The sequence below is a fragment of the Janthinobacterium sp. TND4EL3 genome (assembly GCF_900156175.1).
Taxonomy (GTDB): Bacteria; Pseudomonadota; Gammaproteobacteria; order Burkholderiales; family Burkholderiaceae_D; genus Janthinobacterium.
In genome coordinates, this window is the sequence record NZ_FTMV01000020.1 from 73,572 (window position 1) to 100,364 (window position 26,793).

General features: G+C 62.8%; 25 protein-coding genes and 1 pseudogene. 11 read left to right on the plus strand and 15 right to left on the minus strand.

The features are described 5' to 3' along the window. Nucleotides 1–236: 236 nt before the first annotated feature. On the minus strand, nt 237–938 hold the full coding sequence (locus BXA07_RS24945; RefSeq protein ID WP_083708522.1) for an energy transducer TonB: 702 nt from the start codon (nt 936–938) through the stop codon (nt 237–239). Between the two features lie 17 nt (nt 939–955). After that, nucleotides 956–1,171 carry a (2Fe-2S)-binding protein gene (locus BXA07_RS24950; RefSeq protein WP_071075208.1) on the minus strand — a complete coding sequence of 72 codons (216 nt, stop codon included), beginning with the start codon at nt 1,169–1,171 and terminating at the stop codon, nt 956–958. Nucleotides 1,172–1,589: 418 nt separating this feature from the next. Here BXA07_RS24950 and BXA07_RS24955 point away from each other — a divergent pair, with 418 nt between their 5' ends. The 4 genes from BXA07_RS24955 to BXA07_RS24970 all read left to right on the plus strand — a co-directional run bounded on the left by BXA07_RS24955 (nt 1,590) and on the right by BXA07_RS24970 (nt 4,315). Further along, nucleotides 1,590–1,874, plus strand: a complete 285-nt coding sequence (locus BXA07_RS24955; protein WP_076571905.1) for a FeoA family protein — start codon at nt 1,590–1,592, stop codon at nt 1,872–1,874. Nucleotides 1,875–1,876: 2 nt separating this feature from the next. Continuing rightward, nucleotides 1,877–3,778, plus strand: coding sequence for a ferrous iron transporter B (locus BXA07_RS24960; RefSeq protein WP_076571907.1), 1,902 nt, complete (start codon nt 1,877–1,879; stop codon nt 3,776–3,778). Between the two features lie 9 nt (nt 3,779–3,787). Further along, a complete protein-coding gene (locus tag BXA07_RS24965) occupies nt 3,788–4,063 on the plus strand; it encodes a DUF6587 family protein (protein WP_076571909.1) in 276 nt (91 codons plus the stop codon). A gap of 72 nt (nt 4,064–4,135) precedes the next feature. Beyond that, nucleotides 4,136–4,315 carry a hypothetical protein gene (locus BXA07_RS24970; RefSeq protein ID WP_076571911.1) on the plus strand — a complete coding sequence of 60 codons (180 nt, stop codon included), beginning with the start codon at nt 4,136–4,138 and terminating at the stop codon, nt 4,313–4,315. A gap of 46 nt (nt 4,316–4,361) precedes the next feature. Here BXA07_RS24970 and nagZ read toward each other — a convergent pair whose 3' ends face one another. The 4 genes from nagZ to BXA07_RS24990 form a co-directional block, all read right to left on the minus strand. After that, complete coding sequence (nagZ, locus tag BXA07_RS24975) at nt 4,362–5,903, minus strand: beta-N-acetylhexosaminidase (protein ID WP_076571913.1); 1,542 nt, start codon at nt 5,901–5,903, stop codon at nt 4,362–4,364. Between the two features lie 176 nt (nt 5,904–6,079). Continuing rightward, on the minus strand, nt 6,080–7,690 hold the full coding sequence (locus tag BXA07_RS24980; RefSeq protein WP_076571915.1) for an FMN-binding glutamate synthase family protein: 1,611 nt from the start codon (nt 7,688–7,690) through the stop codon (nt 6,080–6,082). 103 nt (nt 7,691–7,793) lie between these two features. Beyond that, nucleotides 7,794–8,807, minus strand: coding sequence for a M48 family metallopeptidase (locus BXA07_RS24985; protein WP_076571917.1), 1,014 nt, complete (start codon nt 8,805–8,807; stop codon nt 7,794–7,796). A gap of 1 nt (nt 8,808) precedes the next feature. After that, the gene (locus tag BXA07_RS24990; protein WP_076571919.1) at nt 8,809–9,861 is read right to left on the minus strand and encodes a YjgN family protein; all 1,053 of its coding nucleotides are present in this window, start codon (nt 9,859–9,861) and stop codon (nt 8,809–8,811) included. Between the two features lie 167 nt (nt 9,862–10,028). Here BXA07_RS24990 and BXA07_RS24995 point away from each other — a divergent pair, with 167 nt between their 5' ends. From BXA07_RS24995 to BXA07_RS25005, 3 genes are all read left to right on the plus strand, one after another. Beyond that, complete coding sequence (locus BXA07_RS24995; protein ID WP_076571921.1) at nt 10,029–10,700, plus strand: glutathione S-transferase; 672 nt, start codon at nt 10,029–10,031, stop codon at nt 10,698–10,700. Between the two features lie 71 nt (nt 10,701–10,771). Further along, complete coding sequence (locus BXA07_RS25000; protein ID WP_076571923.1) at nt 10,772–11,545, plus strand: 5'-3' exonuclease; 774 nt, start codon at nt 10,772–10,774, stop codon at nt 11,543–11,545. A gap of 45 nt (nt 11,546–11,590) precedes the next feature. After that, nucleotides 11,591–12,010, plus strand: coding sequence for a response regulator (locus BXA07_RS25005; protein ID WP_076571956.1), 420 nt, complete (start codon nt 11,591–11,593; stop codon nt 12,008–12,010). 20 nt (nt 12,011–12,030) lie between these two features. Here the strand turns inward: BXA07_RS25005 and BXA07_RS30935 are convergent, their stop codons facing one another. The 3 genes from BXA07_RS30935 to BXA07_RS25015 are packed head-to-tail and all read right to left on the minus strand — an operon-like array spanning nt 12,031 to nt 13,839. Further along, complete coding sequence (locus BXA07_RS30935) at nt 12,031–12,177, minus strand: hypothetical protein (RefSeq protein ID WP_170909736.1); 147 nt, start codon at nt 12,175–12,177, stop codon at nt 12,031–12,033. Nucleotides 12,178–12,200: 23 nt separating this feature from the next. Next, nucleotides 12,201–13,316 (minus strand): tRNA 2-thiouridine(34) synthase MnmA, encoded by a 1,116-nt coding sequence (gene mnmA / locus BXA07_RS25010; protein WP_076571925.1) that lies wholly within the window; start codon nt 13,314–13,316, stop codon nt 12,201–12,203. Nucleotides 13,317–13,359: 43 nt separating this feature from the next. Further along, nucleotides 13,360–13,839, minus strand: a complete 480-nt coding sequence (locus BXA07_RS25015; protein ID WP_076571927.1) for an NUDIX hydrolase — start codon at nt 13,837–13,839, stop codon at nt 13,360–13,362. Nucleotides 13,840–14,252: 413 nt separating this feature from the next. On the opposite strand from BXA07_RS25015, the gene BXA07_RS25020 reads away from it, so the two are divergent. The 4 genes from BXA07_RS25020 to BXA07_RS25035 all read left to right on the plus strand — a co-directional run bounded on the left by BXA07_RS25020 (nt 14,253) and on the right by BXA07_RS25035 (nt 18,312). Further along, on the plus strand, nt 14,253–15,365 hold the full coding sequence (locus tag BXA07_RS25020; RefSeq protein ID WP_076571929.1) for a Re/Si-specific NAD(P)(+) transhydrogenase subunit alpha: 1,113 nt from the start codon (nt 14,253–14,255) through the stop codon (nt 15,363–15,365). 51 nt (nt 15,366–15,416) lie between these two features. After that, on the plus strand, nt 15,417–15,731 hold the full coding sequence (locus BXA07_RS25025; RefSeq protein WP_071321726.1) for an NAD(P) transhydrogenase subunit alpha part 2: 315 nt from the start codon (nt 15,417–15,419) through the stop codon (nt 15,729–15,731). A gap of 8 nt (nt 15,732–15,739) precedes the next feature. After that, the gene (locus BXA07_RS25030; protein ID WP_076571930.1) at nt 15,740–17,194 is read left to right on the plus strand and encodes an NAD(P)(+) transhydrogenase (Re/Si-specific) subunit beta; all 1,455 of its coding nucleotides are present in this window, start codon (nt 15,740–15,742) and stop codon (nt 17,192–17,194) included. 149 nt (nt 17,195–17,343) lie between these two features. Next, nucleotides 17,344–18,312, plus strand: a complete 969-nt coding sequence (locus BXA07_RS25035; RefSeq protein ID WP_076571932.1) for an IS1595 family transposase — start codon at nt 17,344–17,346, stop codon at nt 18,310–18,312. A gap of 5 nt (nt 18,313–18,317) precedes the next feature. On the opposite strand, the gene BXA07_RS25040 is transcribed toward BXA07_RS25035, so the two are convergent. The 6 genes and pseudogenes from BXA07_RS25040 to BXA07_RS25065 form a co-directional block, all read right to left on the minus strand. After that, the gene (locus tag BXA07_RS25040; protein WP_083708520.1) at nt 18,318–19,271 is read right to left on the minus strand and encodes a GGDEF domain-containing protein; all 954 of its coding nucleotides are present in this window, start codon (nt 19,269–19,271) and stop codon (nt 18,318–18,320) included. A 116-nt stretch (nt 19,272–19,387) separates the two neighbouring features. Beyond that, nucleotides 19,388–20,530: an FAD-dependent monooxygenase gene (locus BXA07_RS25045; protein WP_076571936.1), complete on the minus strand. Its 1,143-nt coding sequence runs from the start codon at nt 20,528–20,530 to the stop codon at nt 19,388–19,390. A gap of 9 nt (nt 20,531–20,539) precedes the next feature. Continuing rightward, the gene (locus tag BXA07_RS25050) at nt 20,540–21,862 is read right to left on the minus strand and encodes an aminopeptidase P N-terminal domain-containing protein (RefSeq protein WP_076571957.1); all 1,323 of its coding nucleotides are present in this window, start codon (nt 21,860–21,862) and stop codon (nt 20,540–20,542) included. Next, nucleotides 21,862–22,581 carry an N-acetylmuramate alpha-1-phosphate uridylyltransferase MurU gene (gene murU, locus BXA07_RS25055; RefSeq protein ID WP_076571938.1) on the minus strand — a complete coding sequence of 240 codons (720 nt, stop codon included), beginning with the start codon at nt 22,579–22,581 and terminating at the stop codon, nt 21,862–21,864. The genes BXA07_RS25050 and murU overlap by 1 nt, the downstream gene beginning before the upstream one ends. Nucleotides 22,582–22,643: 62 nt before the next feature. After that, nucleotides 22,644–23,711, minus strand: coding sequence for an aminoglycoside phosphotransferase family protein (locus BXA07_RS25060; protein ID WP_076571940.1), 1,068 nt, complete (start codon nt 23,709–23,711; stop codon nt 22,644–22,646). Between the two features lie 124 nt (nt 23,712–23,835). Beyond that, a pseudogene (locus BXA07_RS25065) lies at nt 23,836–25,113 on the minus strand (reverse transcriptase domain-containing protein); the annotation flags it as partial. Nucleotides 25,114–26,793: the final 1,680 nt, after the last annotated feature.

Here is a 26,793-nt window from a genome sequence, read left to right on the forward strand (position 1 = left end):
TTGCTCAGGCTCGCCGTACATTCGTACTGTCTTCGCCGTCGCGCCTTGCCCTGTGCGCTACGCGGTGCGGTCGCGCAAATGCGCAGGCAAAAAAAAGTCTGCCTGGCCCGGGGATGTAGGCTGGCAGACTGAAACAAGCTGTTGCTTGACTGGTAAAGAAGACAGGGCGCACAAAAGCAAGCAGGGCACACGGTGCGGTGCTTGCGGGCTGGCAGCGGCGCCGTGGCCGCCGATGGCTAGCTCAGCTGGAAGGTCAGCGGTACCAAAACGTAGACGGGCACGGGTTTGCCATTCTCGATCATGGGCTTGAACAGTGCGCGCTGGGCGGCCTGGCGGCCCGCTTCATCGAGATTCGTGTAGCCCGTCGATTTCTGGATCAGGATTTGCTCGGGCAAGCCCTTTTCATTGATCAGGATGCGCAGCACCACGGTGCCGCTTTCGCCCAGGCGGCGCGACAGGTTCGGGTAGATCAGTTGCGGCGCCTTGATGTATTCGACGCTGCTGACGGTGCGCGGCGTCGATGGGGCCGGCGGGGTCGGCGATGGTGCCGCTGGCGCCGTCGGCGCGGCGGTGGCCACGGGCGCCGCCTCGGCGCGTGTCGCCTGCGGCGGCGTGATCGTCGGTTCGGTCGGCGCCACGGCGATCAGCGGCAGCGGCGGGATCACGGCGCGCGGCACGGGGGCGCTCAGTTCCACGGTCTTCGGCACGGACGGCGCCGGCGGTTTCGGCGGCGCCGGCGGGGCGATGATGCTGATGGTGGTGATGGTCGGCATGGCCGCCGTGACGACGCGGCTCAGCAAGCCGCTCTGGATGGCGTAAAAGCCGGCGATATGCAGCACGACGATGGCCATCAGCGGCGCGAATTTGTTGCGCTTCTTGTCGAAGTCGGCAAATTGCTGCACGGCCTGCACCGTTACGGGCGGGGGCATCATCGTCATGGCGTTCATCGCTTTCTTTAGTTGGTCAGTACAGCTCGCATCAATACGGTTTCTTGCAGCACCACGGTGGCGCTCAGGTGATCGTTCAGCACTTCCCGTGCGCAGGTGTGGCATTTGCCGCAGCAGGTGGCCACGCCCAGGTCGCGGCGCAGTTCGGCCATGCTGGACAGGCCAAGATCGACGGCTTGACGGATTTCACGATCAGATATGTTGTTGCAGACACATACAATCATTGATACACCTTCTGGCTGGATGATGAAAAGACACTAGTGCTGCGAAGCATTGTTGCTAGTGTTTTAATGAGAATCATTATCATTACGTTTCATTGTCGCGCAAAGTGCAGGACAATGCAAGCGATTTTGATGAAACGTGCGGCTGCAGGCGGGCTGGCGCGGTGCGCCCGCAAGCGGGCTGTGGTGTTGTGCATACGCATGGTACGGCCCTTGACAGGGGCGGCTCTCCGGGCCAAATAAAAACAATTCGCATTCATGTTTATAATGCTGGTATTGTCTCGGACGGTCGCCGTCCGGATAGATCGAAAGGCCGCTTGTCGGTAATGCGCAACAGTTGCGTTTTACCTCACAACACCCAGGACATGCGCCATGCGCAGCAGGCTGTCCCCGGTGTTCTTAATTTGAACGGAATTTGCTCATGACTCTAGTTCCACCCCTGATGACGCTCGATGCGCTGGCAGTCGGCCAGAGCGGCACGGTGTTGCATATCACGCCCCACACGGCCGGACAGACGGAGGACGGCGTCGACCTGGCCCGCCGGCTGATGGAGCTGGGCTTCGTTCCCGGCGAACGACTGCGCATGCTCAAGCGCGGCCTTCCCGGCGGCGACCCCCTGGCCATCAAGGTCGGTAACGCCACGTTCGCACTGCGCCGCTTCGAAGCGGCACTGATCACGATTCAACCGCTGCTTCAACCGGAATAATTATGGGTGCCGTAGAAACTATCGTGGAAGCGGGCGCGCACAAGCCGCCGCACCAGCCACAAATCGCCTTGCTGGGCAATCCGAACTGCGGCAAGACGGCCCTGTTCAACCGTCTGACGGGGGCGCGCCAGAAAGTGGCGAACTACGCCGGCGTGACCATCGAGCGCAAGGAAGGCCATTTCACTTCGCCCGCCGGCAAACCCGTGCGCCTGCTCGACCTGCCGGGCGCCTACAGCCTGTCGGCCACCACGCCCGATGAAGCCATCACGCGCGACGTGGTGGGCGGCCTGCGCCGCGGCGAGCCGCGGCCGGACGCCATCATCTGCGTCGTCGACGCCACCAATTTGCGCCTGAACCTGCGCCTGGTGCTGGAAGTCAAGCGCCTGGGCCTGCCCATGCTGCTGGCGCTGAACATGACGGACGTGGCGCGCAAGCGCGGCATGGTCATCGACACGGCCAGGCTGTCGGCCGAGCTGGGCATGCCCGTGGTGGAAACCGTCGCCGTGCAGCACGATGGCGAAAAAGCCTTGCTCAATGCCATCGACGCCATGCTGCCGCTGCCGGCAGTCGAGGCCAAGCCGCTGGCGGCCATCGACGCCGTCAGCGTCGAAGAAACCCAGCGCGAAGTGCGCCGCATCCTGGCCGCCGCCAGCAATGACGCCAGCGACACGGGCAACCTGACGGAAAAGATCGACGACGTGGTGCTGCACCCCGTCTTCGGCCCGATCATCCTGGCCGTGCTGATGTTCCTGATCTTCCAGGCCGTGTTTGCCTGGGCCGCCACGCCGATGGAAATGATCACCGATGGCGTGGGCCACCTGGGCGCCGTGCTGACGGCGAACATGCCTGACGGCCACCTGAAAAGCCTGCTGGTGGAAGGCATCATCGGCGGCGTCGGCAGCGTGCTGGTGTTCCTGCCGCAAATCCTGATCCTGTTCTTCTTCATCCTGAGCCTGGAAGACTGCGGCTACCTGCCGCGCGCGGCCTTTTTGCTGGACCGCCTGATGGGCGGCGTGGGCCTGTCGGGCCGCGCCTTCATCCCGCTGCTGTCGAGCTTTGCCTGCGCCATTCCCGGCGTGATGGCGGCGCGCACCATCCAGAATCCGCGCGACCGCCTGGTGACCATCATGATCGCGCCGCTGATGACGTGTTCGGCGCGCCTGCCCGTGTACGCGCTGATCATCGCCGCCTTCATCCCGCAGCGCCAGGTGTGGGGCTATCTGAGCCTGCAAGGCCTGGTGCTGTTCGTGCTGTACTTCGCCGGCATCATCTCGGCCATGGCCGTGGCCTGGGTCATGAAGCGCAGCATGGGCGTGCGCGGCAACCAGCCGCTGCTGCTGGAACTGCCGGCCTACCACTGGCCGCACCTGCGCAACCTGGCCGTCAGCCTGTGGGAGCGCGCGAAGATCTTCCTCACGCGCGTCGGTACCATCATCCTGAGCCTGATGATCATCCTGTGGTTCCTCAGCACCTTCCCCGGCCCGCCGGACAACGCCATCCATCCGCCCATCTACTACAGCCTGGCCGGCATCCTGGGCCGCGGCCTGGAAGTGATCTTTGCGCCCATCGGGTTCAACTGGCAGATCTGCATCGCGCTGGTGCCGGGCATGGCGGCGCGCGAAGTGGCCGTCGGCGCGCTGGGCACCGTGTATGCGCTGTCGCAAACGGGCGATGCGCTGGCGTCCACGCTGGAACCGCTGATCGCCCATTCGTGGTCGCTGGCCACGGCGCTGTCGCTGCTGGCCTGGTATGTGTTCGCGCCGCAGTGCCTGTCGACCCTGTCCGTGGTGAAGCGCGAGACGGGCGGCTGGCGCTATCCGCTGCTGATGGCCGGCTACATGTTCGCGCTGGCCTACGCCGCCTCATTCATCACTTACCGCGTCGCCCTGCTGTTCGGCGCCTAGGAGCACACCATGTGGCAAACCCTCATCGTCGCCCTGATCGTTGCAGCCGCGCTGCTGCATTTTTCGACCAAATACCTGCCGGCGGGCGTGCGCCGCGCCATCGTGCGGGGCCTCGTGCGCTGCGGCCTCGATGAGGCGAAGATGTCGACCTTCTTCAGGGTGGCGCCCGGCTGCGGCAGCGGCTGCGGTTCCTGCGGTTCCTGCGACAGCCCGCCGCCGCCGTCCGCCACGCCGCCAGCCGACGGCAGCAGCAAGCGCGTGATCCTGATGCAGGTACATCGCTAAAGCCTGTATTTCAGTGTAGCCACGGATGCGTCCGTGGGCTACACTGGGCTTTCCGCATGGCAAGGAGTGGCAATGGCGATACTGTTGATCTTCATGTTTCTGTTTGCCGTCGCCACCTGGCTGCTGGCCAGCCGGCGCGGCCGCCACGGGGGACTCTGGTTCGGCATCGGCCTGCTGCTCGGGCCGTTTGCCTTGCTGGCGGTGGCGGCCCTGCCGCCCGTGCCGCCCGTGCCGCCCGTTACGCGGCCCTGAACGAAAAAAACCCGCTGCTGCGGGTTTTTTTACGCCGGTACTGCGCTTAGGCCTTGCCGGCCAGTTTTTCCACCACGGGCACGAGCGCGGCCGGGCGGCAGCCGAAGGCGGCCAGTCGGCCTTGCGCCTCGGGCGCCAGGTCCAGGTCGTAGGGCAAACGGCCCGCCACCAGCCACAGTTTATCGTGCGGCAGGGCTTTGACGAGGCGGCGCTGGCCGTCGACGAACATGGCGTTATACGTTTGCAGCACGATCTGCTGCGCGCCTTGCGCAAAATCAATGGCGGCCGCCACTTCCTCGTCCAGCGCTTCGGCCGACAAGGCATATTCGCGCACGTCCAGGCCCGCTTCGAGCAGCGCCGGCAGCATCGAGCTGCGCGCTTCCTTGTTGCGGCCCAGGGCCACTTCGTCGATTTCGCTGCGCGAGCGCACTTCCACCGTCAGCAGGGTCACGGGCAGGCCCGCGTCGAGCGGGCGGTAGTCGCCCTGCACGCGCAGTGCCGCTTTTTGCAGCAGCTGCGACAGGGCCATGGCGGCCGGCTGCATCAGCGCCGGCGGGGCGACAGGACGCTCGCGCCAGTCGCGCACGGCGCGGTTGCGCTTGAGTTCCGCCACGCGGGCACAGGCTTCGTCGATGCGCGCCATGGCAATGTCGCCGCGCTCCACGGCGGCGATCACGGCGTCGATGGCGGCCGTCTGCTGCGCTTCGCGGTGCGAGATGAGGACGATGTCGGCGCCCGCCTGCAGGGTGGCGATGGCGCCGCGGGCGATGCCGATGCCGTCGGCAATGGCGGCCATTTCCAGGCAGTCGGTGATGACCACGCCCTTGTATTGCATTTCGCCGCGCAGCAGGTCCGTCAGCACGCCTTTCGAGAGCGTCGCCGGCACGCTGGTGTCGGCCTCGAAGGCGGGGAAGACCACGTGCGCCGTCATGATGGCGTCCACGCCGCCGGCAATCGCCGCGCGGAAGGGCGCCAGCTCCACGGCGCGCAAGCGTTCCTTGTCGTGCGGGACGAGGGCCATGGCGTAATGTGTGTCGATGGCCGTGTCGCCGTGGCCGGGGAAGTGCTTGGCGGTGACGGCCAGGCCGCTGGCGCGCTGGCCGCGCATGGCGGCCATGCCATAGTCGATGACGGTGGCGGCGTCCTCGCCATACGCGCGCACGCCGATGACGGGGTTGTTGCGGTTGTTGTTCACGTCCAGCACGGGCGCGAGCAGCATGTTGATGCCGATCTGGCGCATTTCATCGCCGCTGATCTGGTTCATGCGTTCGCAGTCTTCCACGGAGCCGGCCGCCTGGAAGGCCATCGCGGCGGGAATCGGCGTGACGCCCTGCTCGATGCGCATGACCATGCCGCCTTCCTGGTCGATCGAGATCAGCAGCGGCGTGTCGGACACTTCCGCGTTGATTTCCTGCAGTTCGCGGCACAGGGCCGACACTTGCGCCGGCGTGTGCACATTGCGGCGGAACAAAATCACGCCGCCCACCTTTTTGTTGCGTATCAAGGTCTTGATATGCTCGTCCGCCTGCAGGGCGTCGAAGCCCACCATGAACAACTGTCCTACTTTCTCGCGCAAACCCTGCTCCATGCTGCAACTCCTCCGGTCTTCATTGTGATGATGGCATACGTATTGTGGCACCGTGGTGGCGCATCTTGGCGGTCACCGGAAAAGCTGCCTTCGTTTCATGCTTGTTTTGGTATTGTATTGGATTTGGGTTTTTGCGCAAGTGGTTATTAAGTGGTATTACTTGCGCAAGGGCTGGGTCAGGCCAGGCTCTGGAACGATGCCGCCTGGGCCTTGGGCCAGTACAGGCCGAACACGGGCGGCAGCTGCGGCAGCTGGCTCGGGTCGAGCAACTGGCCCGCTTCCAGGAAGGGCAGCAGGGCCGAGGCCAGTTTCACCTGGTTCGGCGAGATGCGCCGCACCAGGTGGTGCGGGCGCAGCTCCTGCGGGTGCGACAGGCCGGCGGCGGCGATCAGTTCGGCCAGCGCCTTCATGGTGTTCTCGTGGAAGTGCGCCACGCGAGAAATCTTGTCGTCGACCACCAGCGCGCGCTGGCGCTGCGGGTCTTGCGTGGCCACGCCCGTGGGGCAGCGGTCCGTGTGGCAGCTTTGCGACTGGATGCAGCCCAGCGCGAACATGAAGCCGCGCGCCGAATTGCACCAGTCGGCGCCCAGCGCCAGCAGGCGGGCGATGTCGAAGGCCGTGATGATCTTGCCCGAGCAGCCGATCTTGATCCGGTCGCGCAGGTTGGCGCCCACCAGGGTGTTATGCACGAGTACCAGCGCTTCTTGCAGCGGCGTGCCCACGTGGTCGGTGAACTCCACGGGGGCCGCGCCCGTGCCGCCTTCGCTGCCGTCGACGACGATGAAGTCGGGCGTGATGCCCGTTTCCAGCATGGCTTTCACAATGGCGAAAAATTCCCACGGATGGCCGATGGCCAGCTTGAAGCCCGTCGGCTTGCCGCCCGACAGGGTGCGCAGGCGGTCGATAAAATGCAGCATTTCCAGGGGCGTGGAAAAGGCGCTGTGCGCGGCCGGCGAGACGCAATCCTCGCCCACCATCACGCCGCGCGTGGTGGCGATCTCGATCGTCACTTTCGGGCCGGGCAGCACGCCGCCGTGGCCCGGCTTGGCACCCTGCGACATCTTCAGCTCGATCATTTTCACCTGTTCGGAGCTGGCGTTGGCGATGAAGCGCTCTTCGGAAAACGTGCCGTCCTGGTTGCGGCAGCCGAAGTAGCCGGAGCCGATTTCCCACACCAGGTCGCCACCGTTTTCGCGGTGGTAGGGGCTGATGCTGCCTTCGCCCGTGTCGTGCATGAAGCCGCCGCTGCGCGCGCCGCCGTTCAGGGCCAGGATGGCGTTGGCCGACAGGGCGCCAAAGCTCATCGCCGAGATATTGAAGACGCTGGCCGAATACGGTTTGGCGCGCGGGCAGTCGGGGTGCTTGCCGATGTCGATGCGGAAGTCGTGGCCCGTCACCTTGGCGGGGGCGATGGAGTGGTTGATCCATTCGTAGCCCGCCTCGTAGACGTCGAGCTGGGTGCCGAACGGGCGCTTGTCCGTCTGCTCCTTGGCGCGCTGGTAGACGATGCTGCGCTGGCTGCGCGAGAACGGCGTCGCTTCCGTGTCGCTTTCCAGGAAATACTGGCGGATCTCGGGGCGGATGCTCTCAAAAAAGAAGCGGAAGTGCGCGAGGATGGGATAGTTGCGGCGCAGGGCGCGCTTCGTCTGCAGCAGGTCGCTGATACCCAGCAGGGTCAGCGCTCCGGCCAGCAGGGGCAGCCAGTAGTGATCGTAGTAAAACAGGGACAGGACAAAGATGGCGGCCGTCGCAATGAAGGTCAGGTAGCGAAAGGGTACTAGGTGCATGGGCACTCCGGGGAAGTCAGACTGATAACTGATGAGTCTACCTTCGATTCGCGGAACGTGCTGGTGGGAAAGAACGCGGCGCCCGGCGGACGCCGCGTGGGGGCTAGCGCTGCGCTGACCGGATGCGGGCCACCCGCTCGGCGCTGGCCGGATGGCTCGACAGGTAGGGCGTGCCGCCATCCAGCTTGCCCAGGGCGACAAACACCTGCGCCAGGTGTTCCAGCGCAATGCCGTTCTGGCGCAGCATGGCGATCGCATAGTCGTCCGCATCGCGCTCGACATCGCGCGAATACTTCAGGTCCAGCAGCAGCGGCGGCAGGGTCGCCACCACCGTCGAGACGTCGCCGAACAGCAGCGCCGCGCCGGCGCCCACGGCCGACGTCTGGATGATGCGCCGCGTCAGGTGGCGCTGCTGCAGATGGCCCAGTTCATGCGCCAGTACGCCCATGATGGCCTCGTCGTCCGGCAGCAGTTCGACCATTTCATCGGTGAGCACGATATCGCCGGAAGGCAGGGCGAACGCGTTCGGGCCGATCTTGCTCTTGCGGAAAACGATGCGGTGCTCGGGCGCGCTGTCGCCGGGCGTGGCCAGGCGCGCGAACCGGGCGCGCAAGGCTTGCTGCCGTGCCGCATCGAGTTGACTTGGCGCAAACATGTGCTGGTCCAGGAAACCGAGCACGCCCTGGCCCAACTGGCGCTCGACCGATTGCGGAATCGCATGGGCGATGCCTTGCGCCGCCAGCGGCAGCAGGTACAGATAGCTGAGCCAGAGGGCCAGCACCGTGGCCACTGTCGCCAGCAGGGCGCCGCGCCAGCTTTGCTGCAGCCGCACGACCCAGCCGTCGCGGTGGCCGGTGGCATGCAGCACGTCGTTGAAGGCCGCCTGGTCGGCGATTTCCAGGTAGGCACCGTCAGGGAAGCTGACCTTGCGCACGGCGTGGCTGCTGCGTTCGGACACGTGCAGCTCTCCCAGCGGGCAGCTGCGCGCGATGTCGCCGGCCAGTACGGCCATGCCATCGTGCACGGACAGCGTGACGTGGTACAGGCGCGAGGTCTGGCCGTCGAAATAGCGGGCGGGCACGGGGGCCGCGCCCGGCGCGTGGTGATCGAGCGTCATGCTACAGCGACAGGTCGAAGTCCAGCAGATCGACCATGCCTTCGCCCGTGGCAGAGACTTGCTCTCCGGTGGCGGCGACGAAGGCGTCCAGGCTGCCGTGCACCAGCATTGACGTCGCTTCCAGGCGGTACTTCAGCCAGCGCACCTGGGCGAATGGCGAAAACAGGCCCAGGGTGACGACGATACCGAGCAGGTTGGTCAGCATGACGAAGGTGGTGCGGCCCCAGGTCAGCTGCGACTGGAACTGGTGCTGCTGCAAGCGCGTGTGGTTCCAGATCAGGTTCTGGATCATGGTCAGGAACAGCGGCAGCACGATAAAGGCCCACGCATACAGGGCGGCCACGGCGCCGAAGATGCTGCCGGCCTTGGTGACATCGTTGGCGTTGGTGGCAAAGGCGGCGAAGACGCTGGCGAAGACGACAAAGATCAGGACCAGGAAACCTGCCAGCAGCAGGGCGAAGAACAGCAAATAGGTCTTGTAGAAGCTGCCAACCGAGGCGTCGAAGCTGAAATTGCTGCTGCCGAAGCGGCTCTGCGTGTGCTGGAAGCGCTTCAGGCGCTGGTGCAGGAACGGCGTCATCAGGCCAGCCGTGAAGGTGTTCAGGATGGGCAGCCACAGGAAGTATTTGTAGGCTTCCCTGGCGCTGCCGTCAAAGCCGAAGCGGATGCCCCGGTAGCTGGTGTTATACAGCTTGAATTGCAGGCTTTTCCAGACCAGCCATGGCAGCACGGCCATCATCAGCACGAGCATGATCAGGCCGACGATGGGCGAGACCTGGAAGGCGATATTGTAGCCGCCGATCAGCACCACGGCCGCGATGCGGCCTTTCAGGATGGCGACGGCGTTGCCATGGTATTCGAAGCTGCTGCCGGCCAGGTGGGTGCTGGAATAGAAATAGCGGTTGCGGCGCACCTTGGCCCAGGCGGAATAGATGCCCAGGGTGACAATGCTCAGCAGCAGGTTGACGATCCAGATACGGAAGTATTCGCTGCCGGTGGCGCTGAAGGTGATGGCTTCGCGCCGGAGAGTAGTGTTGTTGGTGTCGAAATCCACAGGGGGTTTCCTTACTTATTGGAAACAAAACAAGATAAGGGAATATTGAAAATTTATCAATTGAAACGATTGTTTTTCGCCATTTTTTTTGCCGATCCCCCATGCGTCGCCGCGATTTGGCCGTCCCGGCTATACTGGAACTCAACCATTGCCGAACGGGAACCACCATGATCGTCGTCCACCATCTGAACAACTCGCGCTCGCAGCGCGTGCTCTGGCTGCTCGAGGAGCTGGGCCTGGAATACGAGGTCAAGCGCTATCAGCGCGACCCGAAAACCATGCTGGCGCCCGCTTCGCTGAAGGCCGTGCACCCGCTGGGCAAGTCGCCCGTCATCACGGATGGCGCCAATACCATCGCCGAATCGGGCGCCATCATCGAGTACCTGGTCGAACGCTACGGCAATGGCCGCCTGATACCGGCGGCCGGCACGCCCGAGAAGCTGCGCTGGACCTACTGGCTGCATTTCGCGGAAGGTTCGGCTATGCCGCCACTGCTGATGAAGCTGGTGTTCGACAAGGTCGAGTCGTCGCCGATGCCGTTTTTCGTCAAGCCGATCGCGCGCGGCATCGCCAGCAAGGTCAAAAGCAGCTTCATCCTGCCCAATATCAACAGCCAACTGGCCTACATGGAAGCGGAACTGGAGAAAACCAAATGGTTTGCCGGCAACGAATTCACGGCGGCCGACATCCAGATGAGCTTTCCGCTGGAAGCGGCGGCCATGCGCGGCGGCCTCGACGAGCGCCTGCCGAAGCTGACGGCCTTTTTGCAACGCATCCACGCGCGCCCGGCCTACCAGCGCGCGCTGGAAAAGGGCGGACCTTATGATTTTGCAAAGTAAGCGGCGTTGACGGGCTATGCGCGGGGCGCCATACGGTAAAATGCCCGATTCAACCAGTATTTACTTACCGCATGGCCAGACTCCTCGCTATCGACGGCTTGAACATCGTACGCCGCGTCTACGAAGCCAGTCCTGAACCCGATTCCGACCTGAAGGCGGAGATCGCGCTTCGCCATGCGCTGTCGTCGTTCCGCACGCTGATCAACGACCACGAGCCGACGCACATCCTGCCGGCCTTCGATTTCGGCGGCCCCACGTGGCGCCACGCCCTGTATGCCGGCTACCGCGAGGGGCGCCAGCCCATGCCGCAGGTGCTGCGCGACGCCTTGCCCGGCTTTTACGCCACCTTGGCCAGCTTCGGCATGCACGTGGTGAGCATCCCCGAGGTCGAGGCCGACGACGTGATCGGCACGGCCGTCATGCGCTGGCTGCACGAAGGGCGCGGTGCGGCCGTTATCGCCACCACGGACAAGGATTTGCACGGCCTGATCGCCCATGGCGCGCTGGTATGGGACCATTTCAAGGGCATCTGGCACGACCGCGCCTGGGTCGAGAAAAAGTTCGGCGTGCCGCCGGAACTGCTGCCCGACCTGCTGGCGCTGATGGGCGACGTCACCGACAGCATCCCCGGCGTGTCGAAGATCGGCCTGAAGACGGGGGCGAAACTGTTGCGCGCCTACGGCAATATCGATGCCGTGATGGCTGGCGCAGGGATTTTGCCCGGTGCGCTCGGTGAAAGCCTGCGAAAAGAGCGGGAAATACTGTATCTTTCAAGAAAGTTGGTCGAACTCAAGACTGACGTGACCTTAGGCGTGACCTGGAACAAGCTGGCGTGGGAGAAGTAAGCGCCGGCGTAACACAAGAACAATCAAGCAAGGGATGTAATCATGATGTTAAAGACAGTCCTGATCGATAGCAGCGCCGTGGCGCGCGGCCTGCTGAATACGGTCCTGACCGATGGCGGCTACGATGTCTGCGGGCAGACACATACCAGCGCGCTGGGATTGGCGCTGCTGGTCAAGCACCATCCGCATTTCGTCTGCATCGCGCGCGAGCAGGTGGAAGATGGGAGCAATGTGGTGCAAACCATCCGCGCCCAGTACCCGAAGACGCTTATTTTCATGGTTTCGGGCGGCATCGACGCGGCCTCGCTGCAGGCGGCCCACGCCATGGGCGTGTCGGGCTTCATCGTGAAACCCTTCATGGCCGACACGGTCCTGAAAACCGTGCGCAATACGGTCATTGCCATGGTGCGCAAGCAGCAGCAGGCGCTGGCCGCCGCTGCGCAATCGACCAAGCAGCCCGACTGAACTGCTGGCATGGTCAGGCGTCAGTGGGTCAGGTAATACAGTGCCTGGCCCAATGACTTTCCGAGATGCAGCAAAAAGTACGCCGTGGCGCCCAGCAGCAAGCTGGCCTGCAGGACTACGGGAAAGGCATTCCATACTGTGACAATCCGGGCGTGCAGTGCGTGCATCAGCGTATCCTTTCAGACCATGATCAGGGCGTGCCCGTCGCGCTGGCGATGATGCCGCCACCGAGGCAAACATCCCCATCATACAACACGGCTGACTGGCCCGGCGTGACGGCCCATTGTGCCTGGTCAAAGGCCAGGCTGAAGTGTTCGTTTCCATCCGGCAATAACTGGCAAGCCACGTCGGCCTGGCGGTAGCGCGTCTTGGCACTCAAGGCGCCTGCCTGCGGCGCGCTGCCTGCCACCCAGCTGGCCTGGTCGGCCGTCAAGGCCGGCGACAGCAGCCACGGGTGGTCATGGCCCTGCACCACCCACAGGGTGTTGTTGGCGATATCCTTGCGCGCCACGTACCAGGCGTCGCTGCTGCCGTCCGCGTTCTGGTACGACTTCACGCCGCCGATGCCGATGCCCTTGCGCTGGCCCAGCGTATAGAAACTCAGTCCCACGTGTTCGCCCACGGTCTTGCCGTCGGCCGTCTTCATCGGGCCCGGCTTGTACGACAGGTAGCGGTTCAGGAATTCGCGGAACGGGCGCTCGCCAATAAAACAGATACCCGTCGAATCCTTCTTTTGCGCGTTCGGCAGGGCCAGCTTCTCGGCGATCTGGCGCACCTGCGTCTTCGGGATTTCACCGAGCGGAAATAAAGTCTTGGACAACTGCGCCTGGTTCAGGCGGTGCAGGAAGTAGCTTTGGTCCTTGCTGGCGTCGACGGCCTTGAGCAGTTCATAACGGCCCGCGTCGGTCGGCGCCTGGCGCACGCGCGCATAGTGGCCGGTGGCGATCAGGTCGGCACCCAGGGTCATGGCGTGGTCAAGAAAAGCCTTGAACTTGATCTCGGCGTTGCACAGCACGTCCGGATTCGGCGTGCGGCCGGCCTGGTATTCGCGCAGGAAGTCGGCGAAGACGCGGTCCTTGTACTCGGAAGCGAAATTGACGGCTTCGATGTCGACGCCGATGACGTCGGCCACGCTGGCCGCGTCGATCCAGTCCTGGCGCGTCGAGCAGTATTCCGAATCGTCGTCATCTTCCCAGTTTTTCATGAACAGGCCGATGACTTCATAGCCTTGTTCCTTCAGCATCCATGCCGCGACCGAGGAATCGACCCCGCCCGACATGCCGATAACGACTTTCTTCTTGCTCATCTTGCTTTCCAGTGTACTTTAGATAATGTTGCCATGCGCGGGTCTATGCGCTGTTAAAGACCGACGTATGCGTGTGCAGCAGGGCCAGCGGCGCGCGCCGGCCGGCCAGGTATTCGTCCACGCACTGCAGCACCAGGGGGCTGCGGTGGCGTTCCTGGCACGCCGCCAACTCGTCGCGCGTCATCCACAGGGTGCGGATGATGCCTTCGTCCAGAGGGCGGTCATGCTCGGCGCCGGCCGTGCCGCAAAAGGTGAAGCGCAGATAGGTCACGTCCTCGCCCGTGCGCAGCGACTGGTAGCGCGACATGTACATGCCCACCAGCGCCGTGGGGATGAAATCGTAGGCCGCTTCTTCCAGCGTTTCGCGGATGACGGCCTGCTCCAGCGACTCGAACGGGTCGAGGTGGCCGGCCGGCTGATTGATCTTGATGCCTTCGCTGGTCTCTTCTTCAATCAGTAAAAACAGGCCGTCGCGCTCGACGATGGCGGCAACGGTGACAGAGGGTTTCCAGATTCTCGGCATGATTCCATCCTTGAAAGAGCCGACATTTTATCTTGTTCTGCGCGCGCGGTTTGAACGCGGCCTTCTGTTGCGCGGACATATTGATAAATGACAACGTTTTAGCAAATAGCGGTGGGAGGTACTTACGTCTTTCCCGGGGAGCGCACTAGCATGGGGGGCTTGGTCGGCAAGGCGGCAGGAAACGCCCGCTAATATAGGCTTTCCCTGTGGTCAAAACAAGCGCGCACGCTGGCTCGACTGTGGTGAGATTGACACACCCTTCCCACAATATGGTCGCTGCGCCGCATGGTGAAACGAATCGTGGGATGCTGATGAAATTAGTGTCGTACGACTAAAAGTTGCTGGTTCACAAACGTTTAACGCGCTGCTTTCCGTGTTAGATTCTAGTCAGTTTATCAATTTGCGGAGGCATCATGAGGATAGGCATACCGGCCGAAACGCGGCCCGGTGAGACCCGGGTGGCAGCGACGCCCGAGACAGTCAAGAAGCTGGCGGCCAAGCATCAGGTCGTCGTACAGGCGGGAGCGGGCGTGCAAGCGTCGATTCCCGACGAAGCGTATGCCGCCGCCGGCGCGCAGATCGGCACCGCCCAGGAAGCCTACGGCTGCGCCATCGTGCTCAAGGTGCGCGCTCCCGATGCCGGGGAACGGGCCCTGATGGCCGGCGGCACCGTGCTGGTCGGCATGTTGAACCCGTTTGACGCGGACAATATCGCCGCCATGGCCACGGCCGGGCTGTCCGCCTTTGCCCTGGAAGCCGTGCCGCGCATCACGCGCGCGCAGTCGATGGACGTGCTGTCCTCGCAGGCAAATATTGCCGGCTACAAGGCCGTGATGGTGGCGGCCAATACCTACCAGCGCTTCATGCCCATGCTGATGACAGCGGCCGGCACGGTGAAAGCGGCCCGCGTGCTGATCATGGGCGTGGGCGTGGCCGGCTTGCAGGCGATCGCCACGGCCAAGCGCCTGGGCGCCGTCATCGAGGCGTCCGACGTGCGCCCGCCCGTCAAGGAACAAGTTGAATCGCTGGGCGCCAAGTTCCTCGACGTGCCTTTCCTCACCGATGAAGAAAAGGAGATCGCCAAGGGGGCGGGCGGCTATGCGCGCGCCATGCCGGCCGACTGGATGCGGCGCCAGGCCGAACTCGTGCACGAACGGGCGAAGCTGGCCGACATCATCATCACCACGGCACTGATCCCCGGCCGCGCCGCGCCCGTGCTCATTTCCGAAGAGACGGTGAAGGCCATGAAGCCCGGTTCCGTCATCGTCGACCTGGCCGTGGAGCAGGGCGGCAACTGCCCGCTGTCCGAGCTGGGCAAGACGGTCATCAAGCATGGCGTCTACATCGTCGGCGAGCCGAACCTGGCGACCCTGGTGGCGGCCGATGCCTCGGCCCTGTATGCGCGCAATGTGCTGGACTTTTTAAAGCTCATCATCGACAAGGACGACCGGCTGCAGATCGACCGCGAGGATGAAATCATCAAGGCCAGCCTGGTTTGCGCGGACAGCGTGATCTTGCGCAAATAAGTTACGCAACTAAGTTACGAAAACAATGCGGCACAGGGAGAGAACAACATCATGGAAATCAGTCACACCATCACCAATCTGATCATCTTCGTGCTGGCCATCTATGTCGGCTACCACGTCGTGTGGACCGTCACGCCGGCGCTGCATACGCCGCTGATGGCCGTCACCAATGCCATTTCCGCCATCATCATCGTCGGTGCCATGCTGGCGGCCGGCCTGACCGACGGTCCGCTGGCGCAGGCGGCTGGCACGCTGGCCGTGGCGCTGGCCGCCGTCAACGTGTTTGGCGGCTTCCTCGTCACGCAGCGCATGCTCGAGATGTTTCGTAAGAAAGAACCGAAAGCCAAGCAAGGAGCGAAAGAATGAGTCACGCCATGAGCTTCGTCACCATGAACCTGGTGACGATGATGTACCTGATCGCCTCGGTGTGTTTCATCCAGGCCCTGAAAGGCCTGTCGTCGCCCTCGACGGCACGCCGCGGCAATGCCTTCGGCATGAGCGGCATGGCCATTGCCGCCGTTACCACCGTGGCCCTGATCCTGAAACTCAAGGAACAGCAGACGGGCGGCATGGGCTTGACCCTCGTCATCATCGGCATCGTCACGGGCGGCGCCATCGGCGCCTACCTGGCGAAAACCGTGGAAATGACGAAGATGCCGGAACTGGTGGCGGCCATGCACTCGCTGATCGGCCTGGCGGCCGTGTGCATCGCCGTGGCGGCCGTGTCGGAGCCGTGGGCCTTCAATATCGCCAAGCATGGCGAGGCGTTGCCCATCGGCAACCGCTTCGAGCTGTTCATCGGCACCTTTGTCGGCGCCATCACGTTTTCCGGTTCGGTGATCGCCTTCGGCAAGCTGTCGGGCAAGTACAAGTTCCGCCTGTTCCAGGGCGCGCCCGTCAGCTTCAAGGGCCAGCACATGCTCAACCTGGTGCTGGCGCTGGTGATGGTGGGACTGGGCCTGGCGTTCTGCTTCGCCGATGGCGTGCAGCCCGCGTGGACGCCGTTCATCATCATGGCCCTGATCGCCTTTGCCCTGGGCGTGCTGATCATCATCCCCATCGGCGGCGCGGACATGCCGGTGGTGGTGTCGATGCTCAACAGCTATTCGGGCTGGGCCGCAGCCGGCATCGGGTTTTCGCTGAATAACTCGATGCTGATCATCGCCGGCTCATTGGTTGGTTCGTCCGGCGCGATCCTGTCGTACATCATGTGCAAGGCCATGAACCGCTCGTTCTTCAACGTCATCCTCGGCGGCTTCGGCGGCGATGCGCCGGCCGCGGCCAGCGGCGGCGCGCAGGAACAGCGCCCCGTCAAATCGGGCTCGGCCGACGATGCCGCCTTCATCATGGGCAATGCGGAAACCGTCATCATCGTGCCAGGCTATGGCCTGGCCGTGGCGCGCGCGCAGCATTCGCTCAAGGAACTGGTGGAAAAGCTCACGCACAAGGGTGTGACCGTCAAATATGCGATCCACCCGGTGGCGGGGCGCATGCCGGGCCATATGAACGTGCTGCTGGCCGAGGCGGAAGTGCCGTACGACCAGGTCTTCGAGATGGAAGACATCAATGGCGAATTCGGCCAGACGGACGTGGTGCTGGTGCTGGGCGCGAACGACGTGGTCAACCCGGCGGCAAAAGACCCGAAATCGCCGATCGCCGGCATGCCTATCCTGGAAGCGTATAAAGCCAAGAGCATCATCGTCAACAAGCGCTCGATGGCCTCCGGCTATGCGGGCCTGGACAATGAACTGTTCTACCAGCCGAACACGATGATGGTGTTTGGCGACGCCAAGAAGGTGATCGAGGATATGCTGAAAGCGGTCGAATAAACGCCAGCCAGCGCCGCAGGCGACGACCGGACGGCCCGCCTTGCGCGGGCCGTTCTTATTGGCTATGTCTCCGTTAAATAGGGGATTTCCAGGAATCTTGCTCTGCCCCGGCTGTCTGACTGTCTATATCAGACAAACAGGAGCCTTCCATGCAGCATGCCAAATGGATCCGTTTTATCGCGCAGTTTGCCCAGCTGAGCCGCCGCCAGCGGCAGGCAGGCATCGCCCTGCTGCGTGGCAACACGCCACAGGACGCCACCGTCGCATTGCTTGAAAGCGTGGCACAGCCGCATTTGGCTTGTCCCGCCTGCCACAGCAGCCATGCGCACCGGCACGGCCATGCGCACGGACTGCAGCGTTACCGCTGCGTGCCGTGCGGGCGCACCTTCAATGCGCTCACCGGCACGCCGCTGGCGCGCCTGCGCCATAAATCGCTGTGGCTAGCCTACGCCGATTGCCTGCTGGCATCGGCTTCCGTGCGCCAGGCAGCGCGACAACTGAACGTGCACCGCAACACCACCTTCCGCTGGCGCCACCGGTTTTTGACGCTCGCCAGGACGGACCGGCCGCTGCGCCTGCACGGCATCGCCGAGGCCGACGAGCTGTATCTGCTGGAATCGGAAAAGGGATCCAGGCATCTGGCGCGTCCGGCACGCCGCCGGGGCGGCCATGCCCGCCAGCGCGGCATTTCCAGTGAACAGGTCTGCATCGTGGTGGCGCGCGACCGCACGGGCCAGACCCTCGGTTTCGTCACGGGCAAAGGGGCGCTGACGCAGCTGCAGCTGCAGCGCTGTTTGTTGCCCGTCATGGATCATGATGTCTTGCTGGTTACCGATGGCCATGCCGCCTATCGGGATTTCGCTGCGGAAGCGGGCATCAGCCACGAGGCCGTCAACTTGCGCACCGGTATCCGCGTGCAGGGCGCCGCCCATGTGCAGAACGTCAACGCTTATCACAGCCGCCTGCGCGCATGGCTGCGGCCCTTTCACGGCGTGGCGACGCGCTACCTGCCGAATTACCTGGGATGGCGCTGGATCCTCGACGCCAGACGCATCCGCTCGCCAGAAGCGTTATTGAAAGCAACGGTGGGAGCATTCCCACACCTGACGGTGACATAGCCTTCTTACTCGGCGGCGAGTGCCGCCATGACCTGGTTGCGGCCCTGGTGCTTGGCCACGTACAGGGCCTTGTCGGCTTCCGACATGGCCGCGTCCATGCTGGCGCCTCGCGCCAGCGGCGCCAGGCCGATGCTGATGGTGACATGCAGCGGGGAGCCGTCGGGCAGCACCGTGACGGCAGCGGCCACGGCCGCGCGGATGCGCTCGGCCACCATTTGCGCCTGTGGCAAGGTCGCGTCGGGAAACAGCAGGCCGAATTCCTCGCCGCCCATGCGCGCCGCCACGTCGGTGACGCGGCCCGTGTCGCGCAGCACTTGCGCCACGTTGCGCAGCACGGCGTCGCCCACGGCATGGCCATGGCGGTCGTTGATTTTCTTGAAATGGTCGAGGTCGGCCACGCCCACCGTCAGCGCGGCGCCGCTGCGCGCCGCGCGCGCCATGGCCTGCTCGGCCTGCGCTTCATAGGCGCGCCGGTTCGGCAGCGAGGTGAGGGCGTCGTGCAGCGCTTGCTGTTCCAGTTGCGCCAGCAGGCTGGCATTCTTGGCCGCCAGTTCACGTCGCTCGCGCACGTCGAGCAGGAAGGCGCCGAAATAGCGCATGCCGTCCACCACGCCCAGGTCCAGCGCCTTCATTTCGATGGGGATCATCTGTGCATTGCGGTGGCGGATGGCGAATTCGCGGATTTTCCCCAATACGCTGGACTGGCGCGAGCTGCGGATGTAGTTGATGACGAGGTTGTCGTGCTGCGAGGCGACGGCGTCGGGCAGCAGGCCGTTCAGGGTCTGGCCCAGCAATTCTCCACTGGCATAGCCGGACAGCGCCTGCATGGCGCCATTGATGTAGCGGATGCGGCACTGCTCGTCGATGATGATGACGGCGTCGAGGGCGTCTTCCAGCAAGCGGGAAAAGAGTACTTCGGAAAGTACGGCAGGCGGTGCTGCGGGCAATGCGTCTGTCATGGAACGGTCGCCAAAATCCAGGTGACAGCCATTGTCGCATCCGCGGGCCGTTTACTCCATGCCGGATCGCCCGCCTGTTTCTTTTTCGCCCGTGCCCTTTCTTTATTGTCAATATTTCAGCGGCGGCCGTACATCATCAGTTCAGCCAGGCTCCTGCGCGCCGGGCTGAAGGCGTCCAGCAAACCCAGCGACAGGCCCAGCAAGCCTTGCGTGGGCGCGCTGCCCGTAAAAATGCGCGCCATGGTGTCGGTGACGCGCACCGTCAGCCCCCGGTCGGCCTGGCGCAGGCTGGCGTAGCGCTCCAGGCCGGCCGGGCTGCTGTCCTGCGCCAGCACGCGGGCCAGCACGGCGGCGTCGCGCAAGCCCAGGTTCAGGCCTTGTCCCGCCACCGGGTGCAGCGTCTGCGCCGCATTGCCGATGGCGACCGTGCGCGCCGTGCCGCCCGCCTGCGCGTTCAGGCCCAGCGGATAGGCCAGGCGCGCCGATGTGCGGGTAAAACGTCCGAGGCGGCTGCCGAAGGCGGCGCCCAGCCGCGCCAGGAAAGCGGCGTCGTCGAGCGCCAGCAATTGTTCGGCGCGCGTGGGCGGCACGCACCAGACCAGCGCGTAGCCGTTGTCCTGGGGCAGCAGGGCCAGCGGGCCGTCGTCCGTGAAGCGTTCAAAGGCACGGTGGTCGATGGGCGCGCTGACATGCACGTGGGCGATGATGGCGCTTTGGCCATAATCGCGGCTGACGGCGCGTTCCGGCTGCTGGCCGAACAGGCCGCCCTCGGCCTGTACCAGCAGGCTGGCGCGCAAATGTGACGCGGCGCCCGCCTGTTCGATCTGCACGGACACGCCATCGGCATCTTCCACGCTGCCCGTGACCAGCGCCGGACGCAGGCTGGCCACGCCCAGGCGCTCGCACACGTCGGCCAGCGCGCTGACGACGGCGCCGTAACGGGCCACATAGCCGAGCGCCTCGACGCCATGTTCTTCACGGTCCATCAGGCTGCGCCCGAACTGGCCGCGGCGCGAGACGTGAATCTGGTGGATCTGCGTCGCTTCCACGGGCCAGGCACCCGCTTCCGCGAGGATCTGGCGGCTGCCATACGACAGGGCGATGGTGCGCGGGTCGCGTTTGGCCTGTTCGATGGACTTGGCGTCGAGCAGGGCGATGCCGGCGGCGCTCTGGCCCCGTTGTACCAGCAGGGCGGCCAGCGCCATGCCGACGGGGCCGGCGCCGCAGATGGCGAGATCGAAAGTGGACGGTGTATGCATGCTGCTGCGTTAATCCTGTGTCATCAGTTGTTCGATTTCAGCGACGCTTTTGGGCGCCGTGCTGAAGACTTCATGGCCTTGCGGCGTGACCAGCACGTCGTCCTCGATGCGGATGCCGGTGTGCCAGAACTGTTCCGGCACGCCCGCGCCGGGGCGCACGTAGATGCCCGGCTCCACCGTCAGCACCATGCCAGCTTCCAGCGCGCGCCATGGCTTGCCGGGCGCGCCCGTGTCGCGGTAGGCGCCCACGTCGTGCACGTCCATGCCCAGCCAGTGGCTGGTGCCGTGCATGTAGAACGGCGCATAGCCCTTGTCGGCGATAACGTCCTGCGCGCTGCCGCATTTTTGCCGGTCCAGCAGTTTCAAATCCAGCATGCCCTGCGCCAGCACCTGCACGGCTGCTTCGTGGATGGCGCTGTGCGGCAAGCCGGGACGCACCACGTCCAGGGCCGCCTGCTGCGCCGCCAGCACCAGTTCATACAGCGCCCGCTGCGGGCCGCTGAAACGGCCATTGACGGGAAAGGTGCGCGTGATGTCGGAGGCGTAGCCGTCGAGTTCGCAGCCGGCGTCGATCAATACCAGCTCGCCATCCTTGAGTACCGCATTGTTGGCGCTGTAGTGCAGGATGCAGGCGTTGTCGCCGCCGGCCACGATGGACGAGTAGGCGGGAAATTGCGCGCCGCTGCGGCGAAATTCGTACAGCAGTTCCGCTTCCAGCGCATATTCATGCATGCCGGGCCGTGCCGCGCGCATGGCCCGCGCGTGGCCCGCGCTGGAAATGGCGGCCGCGCGGCGCATCAGGCTTAGCTCCTGCGGGTCTTTCAGCAGGCGCATGGCGTCGAGCATGCCGTTGACGTCAATCGCCATGGCGGGCGCCGTAACGCCGCTGCGGGCCTTTTGCCGCACACCGTGCAGCCAGCCCCTGACTTGCGCGTCGAGGCTGCCGCCCAGCGCGTAATACAGGGCCGGCGCGTCGGCCAGCAGGCGCGCCATTTCCACGTCGCGCTCCTCGATGGGAAAGGCGGCGTCGAAGCCGAACGCGGTGCGCGCCGCCTCGGGGCCGTGGCGAAAGCCGTCCCAGATTTCGCGCTCCGCATTCTTTGGGCGGCAAAACAGGATGGCGCGCGCGGGCGCCGTGGCGCTGGCGGCCACGAGCGCCAGCGCGCTGTCGGGTTCCGTAAAGCCGCTCAGGTAGTAAAAATAGCTGTCATGGCGATACGGATAGTCGCAATCGCTGTTGCGCGGCACTTCGGGCGCGGTGGCGAGGAAGGCCACGCTGCCCGGCAGCATCTGCGCCAGCAGCGCCGCGCGCCGTGCCGCGTAATTGGCCATCATGCCGCCGGCGCCTTGGGCGTCACGCCATTGAGCGCGTCAAGCTGCTGCGGCGTGCCTACGTTGGTCCAATCGCCAGTGTAGACTTCGCCGCCCACGCGGCCCTGGTCCGCGTACTGGCGCAGCAAATCGCCGAGTCTGGCGTGGCTGCCTGCCTGGATGCCGTCGAACATTTCAGGACGGTAGACGCCGATATTGGCGAAGGTCCATTTGGTCTCGTCCGTGTTGTTGATCGAGAACAAGGTCAGGCCGAAGTCACCCTTGGGATGGAAGTCGGGATTGGGTACCAGGTAAGTCCAGGCGATGTCGCGTTGGTCGGCCGGATACGGCGTGCCCAGCACATCCTTGTCGGCCAGCACATCGAGTACTTGCGTGAAATCAAAGTAGGGGCAATAGATATCGCCGGAAATGGCCACGAACGGTTCCTCGCCCAGCAAATGGCGGGCCTGGGCGATGCCGCCCGCCGTTTCCAGCGGAGTAGTCTCGGGCGAATACGCGATGCGCGCGCCATACGCGCTGCCGTCGCCCAGGGTTTCCTCGATCAGATGGCCCAGGTGCGAATGGTTGATGACGATGTCCGTGATGCCGGCGCGCACCAGGTTCAGCACATGCCAGACGATCAGCGGGCGGCCGCGCACTTTCAGCAGCGGTTTGGGGCAGGTGTCGGTGAGCGGACGCATCCGTTCACCGCGGCCTGCGGCAAAGATCATGGCTTTCATGGGTAGTCGTTTTCAGTATCGGTAAGTCGGCTGCGCGGACAGGCCGCGCAGCGGGAAAGTGCCTAGAAGGTATAACCGACCTGGGGCGTTTTATTCTCCAGTGCATCGAGCAAACGCACCAGCGGCTTGAGTTCCGTGTAGCGGTTGGCCGTCTTGCGCACATAGTCGAGCACGGTCGGCAGGTCGCCCATGTACAGGTCCTTGCCGTCGCGGTAGTTCAGGCGCGCGAACAGGCCGAGGATTTTCAGGTGGCGCTGCAGGGCCGTGAATTCGAAATCGCGGTAGAAGGCGTCGATATCGGGATTCACCGGCAAGCCCAGCTGCTTGGCGCGTTGCCAGTAGCGGATCACCCAGTCCAGCACCAGCTCTTCGTCCCACTGGATATACGCGTCGCGCAGCAGCGAGGCGATGTCGTAGGTGACGGGGCCGAAGACGGCGTCCTGGAAATCGAGGATGCCGGGATTCGGGATGGAGCCATCGTTGATGTGCATCAAATTGCGCGAATGGTAGTCGCGGTGCATGAATACTTGTTGTTGCGACAAGATGTTCGCCGTGATGGCTTCGAAGACCTTGTCCAGCTGGGCTTGTTGCACATCCGTCAAGGTGGCGCCCAGGTGCTTGCCGATAAACCATTCGGGGAACAGATTCATTTCGCGCAGGATGAAGGCGCGGTCGAATTCGGGCAGCACGTCGGGGGCGCTGGCCAGCTGGATTTTCATCAAGGATTCCAGCGCTTCGGCGTACAGCACGCTGGCGTTGTCGTGGTTCAGGGCGTCCAGATACGTGGTCGTGCCCAGGTCGGACAGCAGCAGGAAGCCCTGCTCCAGGTCTTGCGCGATGATGTCGGGCACGGACACGCCGGCGCCTTTCAGCAAGCCGGCCACCTTGACAAAGGCGGGTACATTTTCGCGCTCGGGCGGCGCATCCATGGCGATCAGTGTACTTCCTGGCAAGTTTGCACTGCCTGGCAGTACATCGAGGCGGTAGTAGCGGCGGAAGCTCGCATCGCTGGAGGCGGGGCGGGCGGAATCGGGTGAAACGAGGTTAAGCGGGGCCAACCAGGCTTTCAACAGGGTCAGGCGAGCGTCGGCGGAGGCCGGCGCGGCAGGGGAATTGGGGGAGAATGACATTAAGCGGCCTGTGGAATCGGGTTGATGGTGCGGAGGGTAGGAGACGCCCATTGCTGGAAGCTCTCCCCCCTAAGAACCGTGCGTGCGACTTTCACCGCACACGGCTCAAGCATAATAAAAGTCCCTATGCAGGGACCGGCTTCGCAACGTGTAAATCGTTTGCGTGCACATTTATATGGCAATTTGGGTGCAATAATACGCGATTTCCAAGGGCCTCGGAACCACCTGCCACACGGTGTTCTATGTGGTGGTCATGCCATCCGGTTTCCATGTTCATCTCGTATCCACACAGAGCGCACAAGCCACGTTGGTCGAGGTAGAGCCTGGCCCACTCGCGCCGGTAAGACATGTTTTTCAACTTGCGTTCCTGCCCAAGGGTTTCGCCGTACAGTTCCCATTGCGGATCGTAGGGGGGATAGCCGCCCTTGATCTTCGTGTGACGCGGAATCGCTGTACCTGGTAACGAGTACAGTTCCTTCATGGCCTTATTGCCATTCTTTGTGACAACGTCCGCTGCAAACCCCCGATTTCCACTCTCGGTTGGGCGCCAGTATCGGTCGCGTATCCAACTGTCGGTTTTCTTCGGATGCCTGCGCATGGCCCAGCGACGAAGCCGCCAGTACAGCAGCGACTCCATCGTCGAAAACGCCTCCTTGGCGACGACAGGGCTGTGATATTGCGCCCAGCCCCGCAGCATGGGGTTCAGCAGTCGAATGAGATTCTCCTGCTTCGCCCCGATGTTGTCGCTGATCGTCTTCCTCAGCTTTTCATAGAACGCCTTCATGTTCTTCTTGCTTGGCTTGATGAGCAGTGTCCCGGAATATTTTCGGAAGTTCCACCCCAGGAAGTCGATGCCCTCATCGATGTGCACGATCTTGGTTTTGGCACTGGACAGACGCAATCCCCTGACTGCAAGAAATGCTTCTATCCAAGGCTTGATTTCCGTCTTCAGCAATTCCTTCGATCCACTGGTAAGGACAAAATCGTCCGCATATCGCACGACACCGACTTTGAGCTTGCCTGCCTTGGACTTGCCGAATTTCGCACCGAGGTGCGCAATCAGTTCAGTCTCCAGCCCGTTCAACGTCCAATTCGCAAGGGCAGGGCGGATGATGCCGCCCTGTGGCGTTCCAGCTGTGGTTGCCATTCATCGCTTCCGGTCGACTACCCCGGATTTCAGCCATTCAGGCAGGATCAACTTATCCATGAAGACATTGTCGACCAGCCATTGATGGTTGATATTGTCGAAAAAACCTTCGATATCCGCATCCAACACCCAGGTTGCCGAGACTTTCCGGCAGGTCTGGAGAAAAATTTGCGACATCGCATCGGCCGTTGAGCGATTTTTGCGAAACCCGTATGAGTTGGGATCACTCAGCGTTTCACCTAGCCCCTGGACCGCATCGCTGCTCGCAGTCTCCAGCCAGGCGTTCGCACGCCGGGCTGCCGGAACAGAATGGGGGTACGTTGTCCCTGAGGCTTTGCACCCCGCCGTTACCGGCGACGCACACTCAAGTAGGTGACAGATGGTCGTACATCCGGTCATGGCAGCAGTTGCAACACTGAAGCATGACAAGATATCGAAGAGTTTTACTCGGGTATGACTCAGCTGAGAGAAAACCGAGTCTTGCAGAGAACTGTTGAAATATAGAAAATTGTAAGCAAATGTAAAATATCCACAAGCTTTGCAAATAAACTACAGTTTCAATGTTTTATGTAAAGAAAACAGGCAAAGGAATCGCGACTCGCCGGTGATTCGGCGGGCGTATAAGACTGACAAGGCACCTTCTCGTAGCGTGTCTTGTCTTGCCAAGAATGGGTACTCCGGGGAGTCCCTCACTGTTTTATCGCTGGTAAACCGGGGATTTGCCTGCGCAGTTCCTGCGCTGCCAGCCGTTACTGCTACGTTGCGACCGGGGCCAGCTACCCGAGCTTTAAGGCGTGTCGCACAGATTCCCATATAATAAGGGATTCAGTGCGACACGTAGTCGCTAATTGGTCGCTATGCGGCATTGATTTACAAGCAACAAAACCTGCAAACATGCGCTAAGTCCTTGATTTTTACAGGATGTTAGCGTCGGCTGTATAACTCCGCCCAGCGGAAACGATACAGTTCAGATCAAATCCACACTCAAACAATCTTCACGTATCCGACGTTCATGCACAGGTTTTCCTGTCCCATGCGCTTCCTTGCGTCGAAAATTCGCCCACAAGGCGGAATTGTGTTGCCTCCAAACAACGAACGGTATATACCCGTGAAACTGGAACGTACGCCTTCCGCGCAGACGTTCATGGCAAGCCAGCAATGGCATTTGAGACATTAAGCAGGCAGCAGTTGCTATGTATAGAGCGCAAGCTCTGAGATACCTTGTCGTACCCGAATTATCAGGTGCTACGACCGGATGCACGACCATCTGTCACCTATTCGAACATGCGTCACTGGCAACGGTGGGGTGTGAAGCTTCGAAGACAATGTACCCCCATGTTCGTATGCGGCGTTTTGTTCATGCGAGTGAGCAAGGCGGAGACTGCCAGCAGAAAGGCGGTTGAGGGGCTAGGTGAGTGCTGCAAGGGTAATGTAATGTGAATCGTCGTTTGAACCCTCGTAAATATTGATGGGCCTAAGCTGCTGACAGGCCCTAACCAAAACGGTACCGTGGATGGTTGTCCTTGTTGAATCTGGGGACACGTCGTCATTAACACCACCGGGGGATAGGCGGACTCTAAACAGTCAATCGCAATGTATTCAGTTGCGTTGGTATCTCAGGGAACGTGGTAAGCCTGATTTCCTGCCGTAGCTTGGCAGCTACAAGTCATACGGCAGGCGACCCGCAAGGGAAGCTGACGGGAAAGCAGGTATGGGAGGATGGAAAAAGCGAATGCTGCGCAGTAATAGCGTGGATAGGGATTCCAAATTTGTCCCACCGTGAAAGCGGGCAGACTTCCATCTGGTGCAATAGTCGTCAAACGACTGTATAGACAATAACTGTTTAGATTCGTGGGATCATGTACCTATGCGTAGTTGGCCACTCTTCAAGGCCAGGCAGGTTTTGCGTACACTGTTCCAATCTGATCTTTCACT

Bases quoted from the DNA above. Each gene is read 5' to 3' on its own strand.
- BXA07_RS25025 (WP_071321726.1), top strand. From the start codon at position 15,417: ATGGAAATCAGTCACACCATCACCAATCTGATCATCTTCGTGCTGGCC.
- BXA07_RS24970 (WP_076571911.1), top strand. From the start codon at position 4,136: ATGGCGATACTGTTGATCTTCATGTTTCTGTTTGCCGTCGCCACCTGG.
- mnmA (WP_076571925.1), bottom strand. From the start codon at position 13,316: ATGAGCAAGAAGAAAGTCGTTATCGGCATGTCGGGCGGGGTCGATTCC.
- BXA07_RS24980 (WP_076571915.1), bottom strand. From the start codon at position 7,690: ATGCACCTAGTACCCTTTCGCTACCTGACCTTCATTGCGACGGCCGCC.
- murU (WP_076571938.1), bottom strand. From the start codon at position 22,581: ATGAAAGCCATGATCTTTGCCGCAGGCCGCGGTGAACGGATGCGTCCG.
- nagZ (WP_076571913.1), bottom strand. From the start codon at position 5,903: ATGGAGCAGGGTTTGCGCGAGAAAGTAGGACAGTTGTTCATGGTGGGC.
- BXA07_RS24965 (WP_076571909.1), top strand. From the start codon at position 3,788: ATGTGGCAAACCCTCATCGTCGCCCTGATCGTTGCAGCCGCGCTGCTG.
- BXA07_RS25000 (WP_076571923.1), top strand. From the start codon at position 10,772: ATGGCCAGACTCCTCGCTATCGACGGCTTGAACATCGTACGCCGCGTC.
- BXA07_RS25030 (WP_076571930.1), top strand. From the start codon at position 15,740: ATGAGCTTCGTCACCATGAACCTGGTGACGATGATGTACCTGATCGCC.
- BXA07_RS24995 (WP_076571921.1), top strand. From the start codon at position 10,029: ATGATCGTCGTCCACCATCTGAACAACTCGCGCTCGCAGCGCGTGCTC.
- BXA07_RS24950 (WP_071075208.1), bottom strand. From the start codon at position 1,171: ATGATTGTATGTGTCTGCAACAACATATCTGATCGTGAAATCCGTCAA.
- BXA07_RS25060 (WP_076571940.1), bottom strand. From the start codon at position 23,711: ATGTCATTCTCCCCCAATTCCCCTGCCGCGCCGGCCTCCGCCGACGCT.
- BXA07_RS24955 (WP_076571905.1), top strand. From the start codon at position 1,590: ATGACTCTAGTTCCACCCCTGATGACGCTCGATGCGCTGGCAGTCGGC.
- BXA07_RS25035 (WP_076571932.1), top strand. From the start codon at position 17,344: ATGCAGCATGCCAAATGGATCCGTTTTATCGCGCAGTTTGCCCAGCTG.
- BXA07_RS25015 (WP_076571927.1), bottom strand. From the start codon at position 13,839: ATGCCGAGAATCTGGAAACCCTCTGTCACCGTTGCCGCCATCGTCGAG.
- BXA07_RS24985 (WP_076571917.1), bottom strand. From the start codon at position 8,807: ATGACGCTCGATCACCACGCGCCGGGCGCGGCCCCCGTGCCCGCCCGC.
- BXA07_RS30935 (WP_170909736.1), bottom strand. From the start codon at position 12,177: ATGCACGCACTGCACGCCCGGATTGTCACAGTATGGAATGCCTTTCCC.
- BXA07_RS25020 (WP_076571929.1), top strand. From the start codon at position 14,253: ATGAGGATAGGCATACCGGCCGAAACGCGGCCCGGTGAGACCCGGGTG.
- BXA07_RS25040 (WP_083708520.1), bottom strand. From the start codon at position 19,271: ATGACAGACGCATTGCCCGCAGCACCGCCTGCCGTACTTTCCGAAGTA.
- BXA07_RS25050 (WP_076571957.1), bottom strand. From the start codon at position 21,862: ATGGCCAATTACGCGGCACGGCGCGCGGCGCTGCTGGCGCAGATGCTG.
- BXA07_RS25045 (WP_076571936.1), bottom strand. From the start codon at position 20,530: ATGCATACACCGTCCACTTTCGATCTCGCCATCTGCGGCGCCGGCCCC.
- BXA07_RS24960 (WP_076571907.1), top strand. From the start codon at position 1,877: ATGGGTGCCGTAGAAACTATCGTGGAAGCGGGCGCGCACAAGCCGCCG.
- BXA07_RS25005 (WP_076571956.1), top strand. From the start codon at position 11,591: ATGTTAAAGACAGTCCTGATCGATAGCAGCGCCGTGGCGCGCGGCCTG.
- BXA07_RS24945 (WP_083708522.1), bottom strand. From the start codon at position 938: ATGACGATGATGCCCCCGCCCGTAACGGTGCAGGCCGTGCAGCAATTT.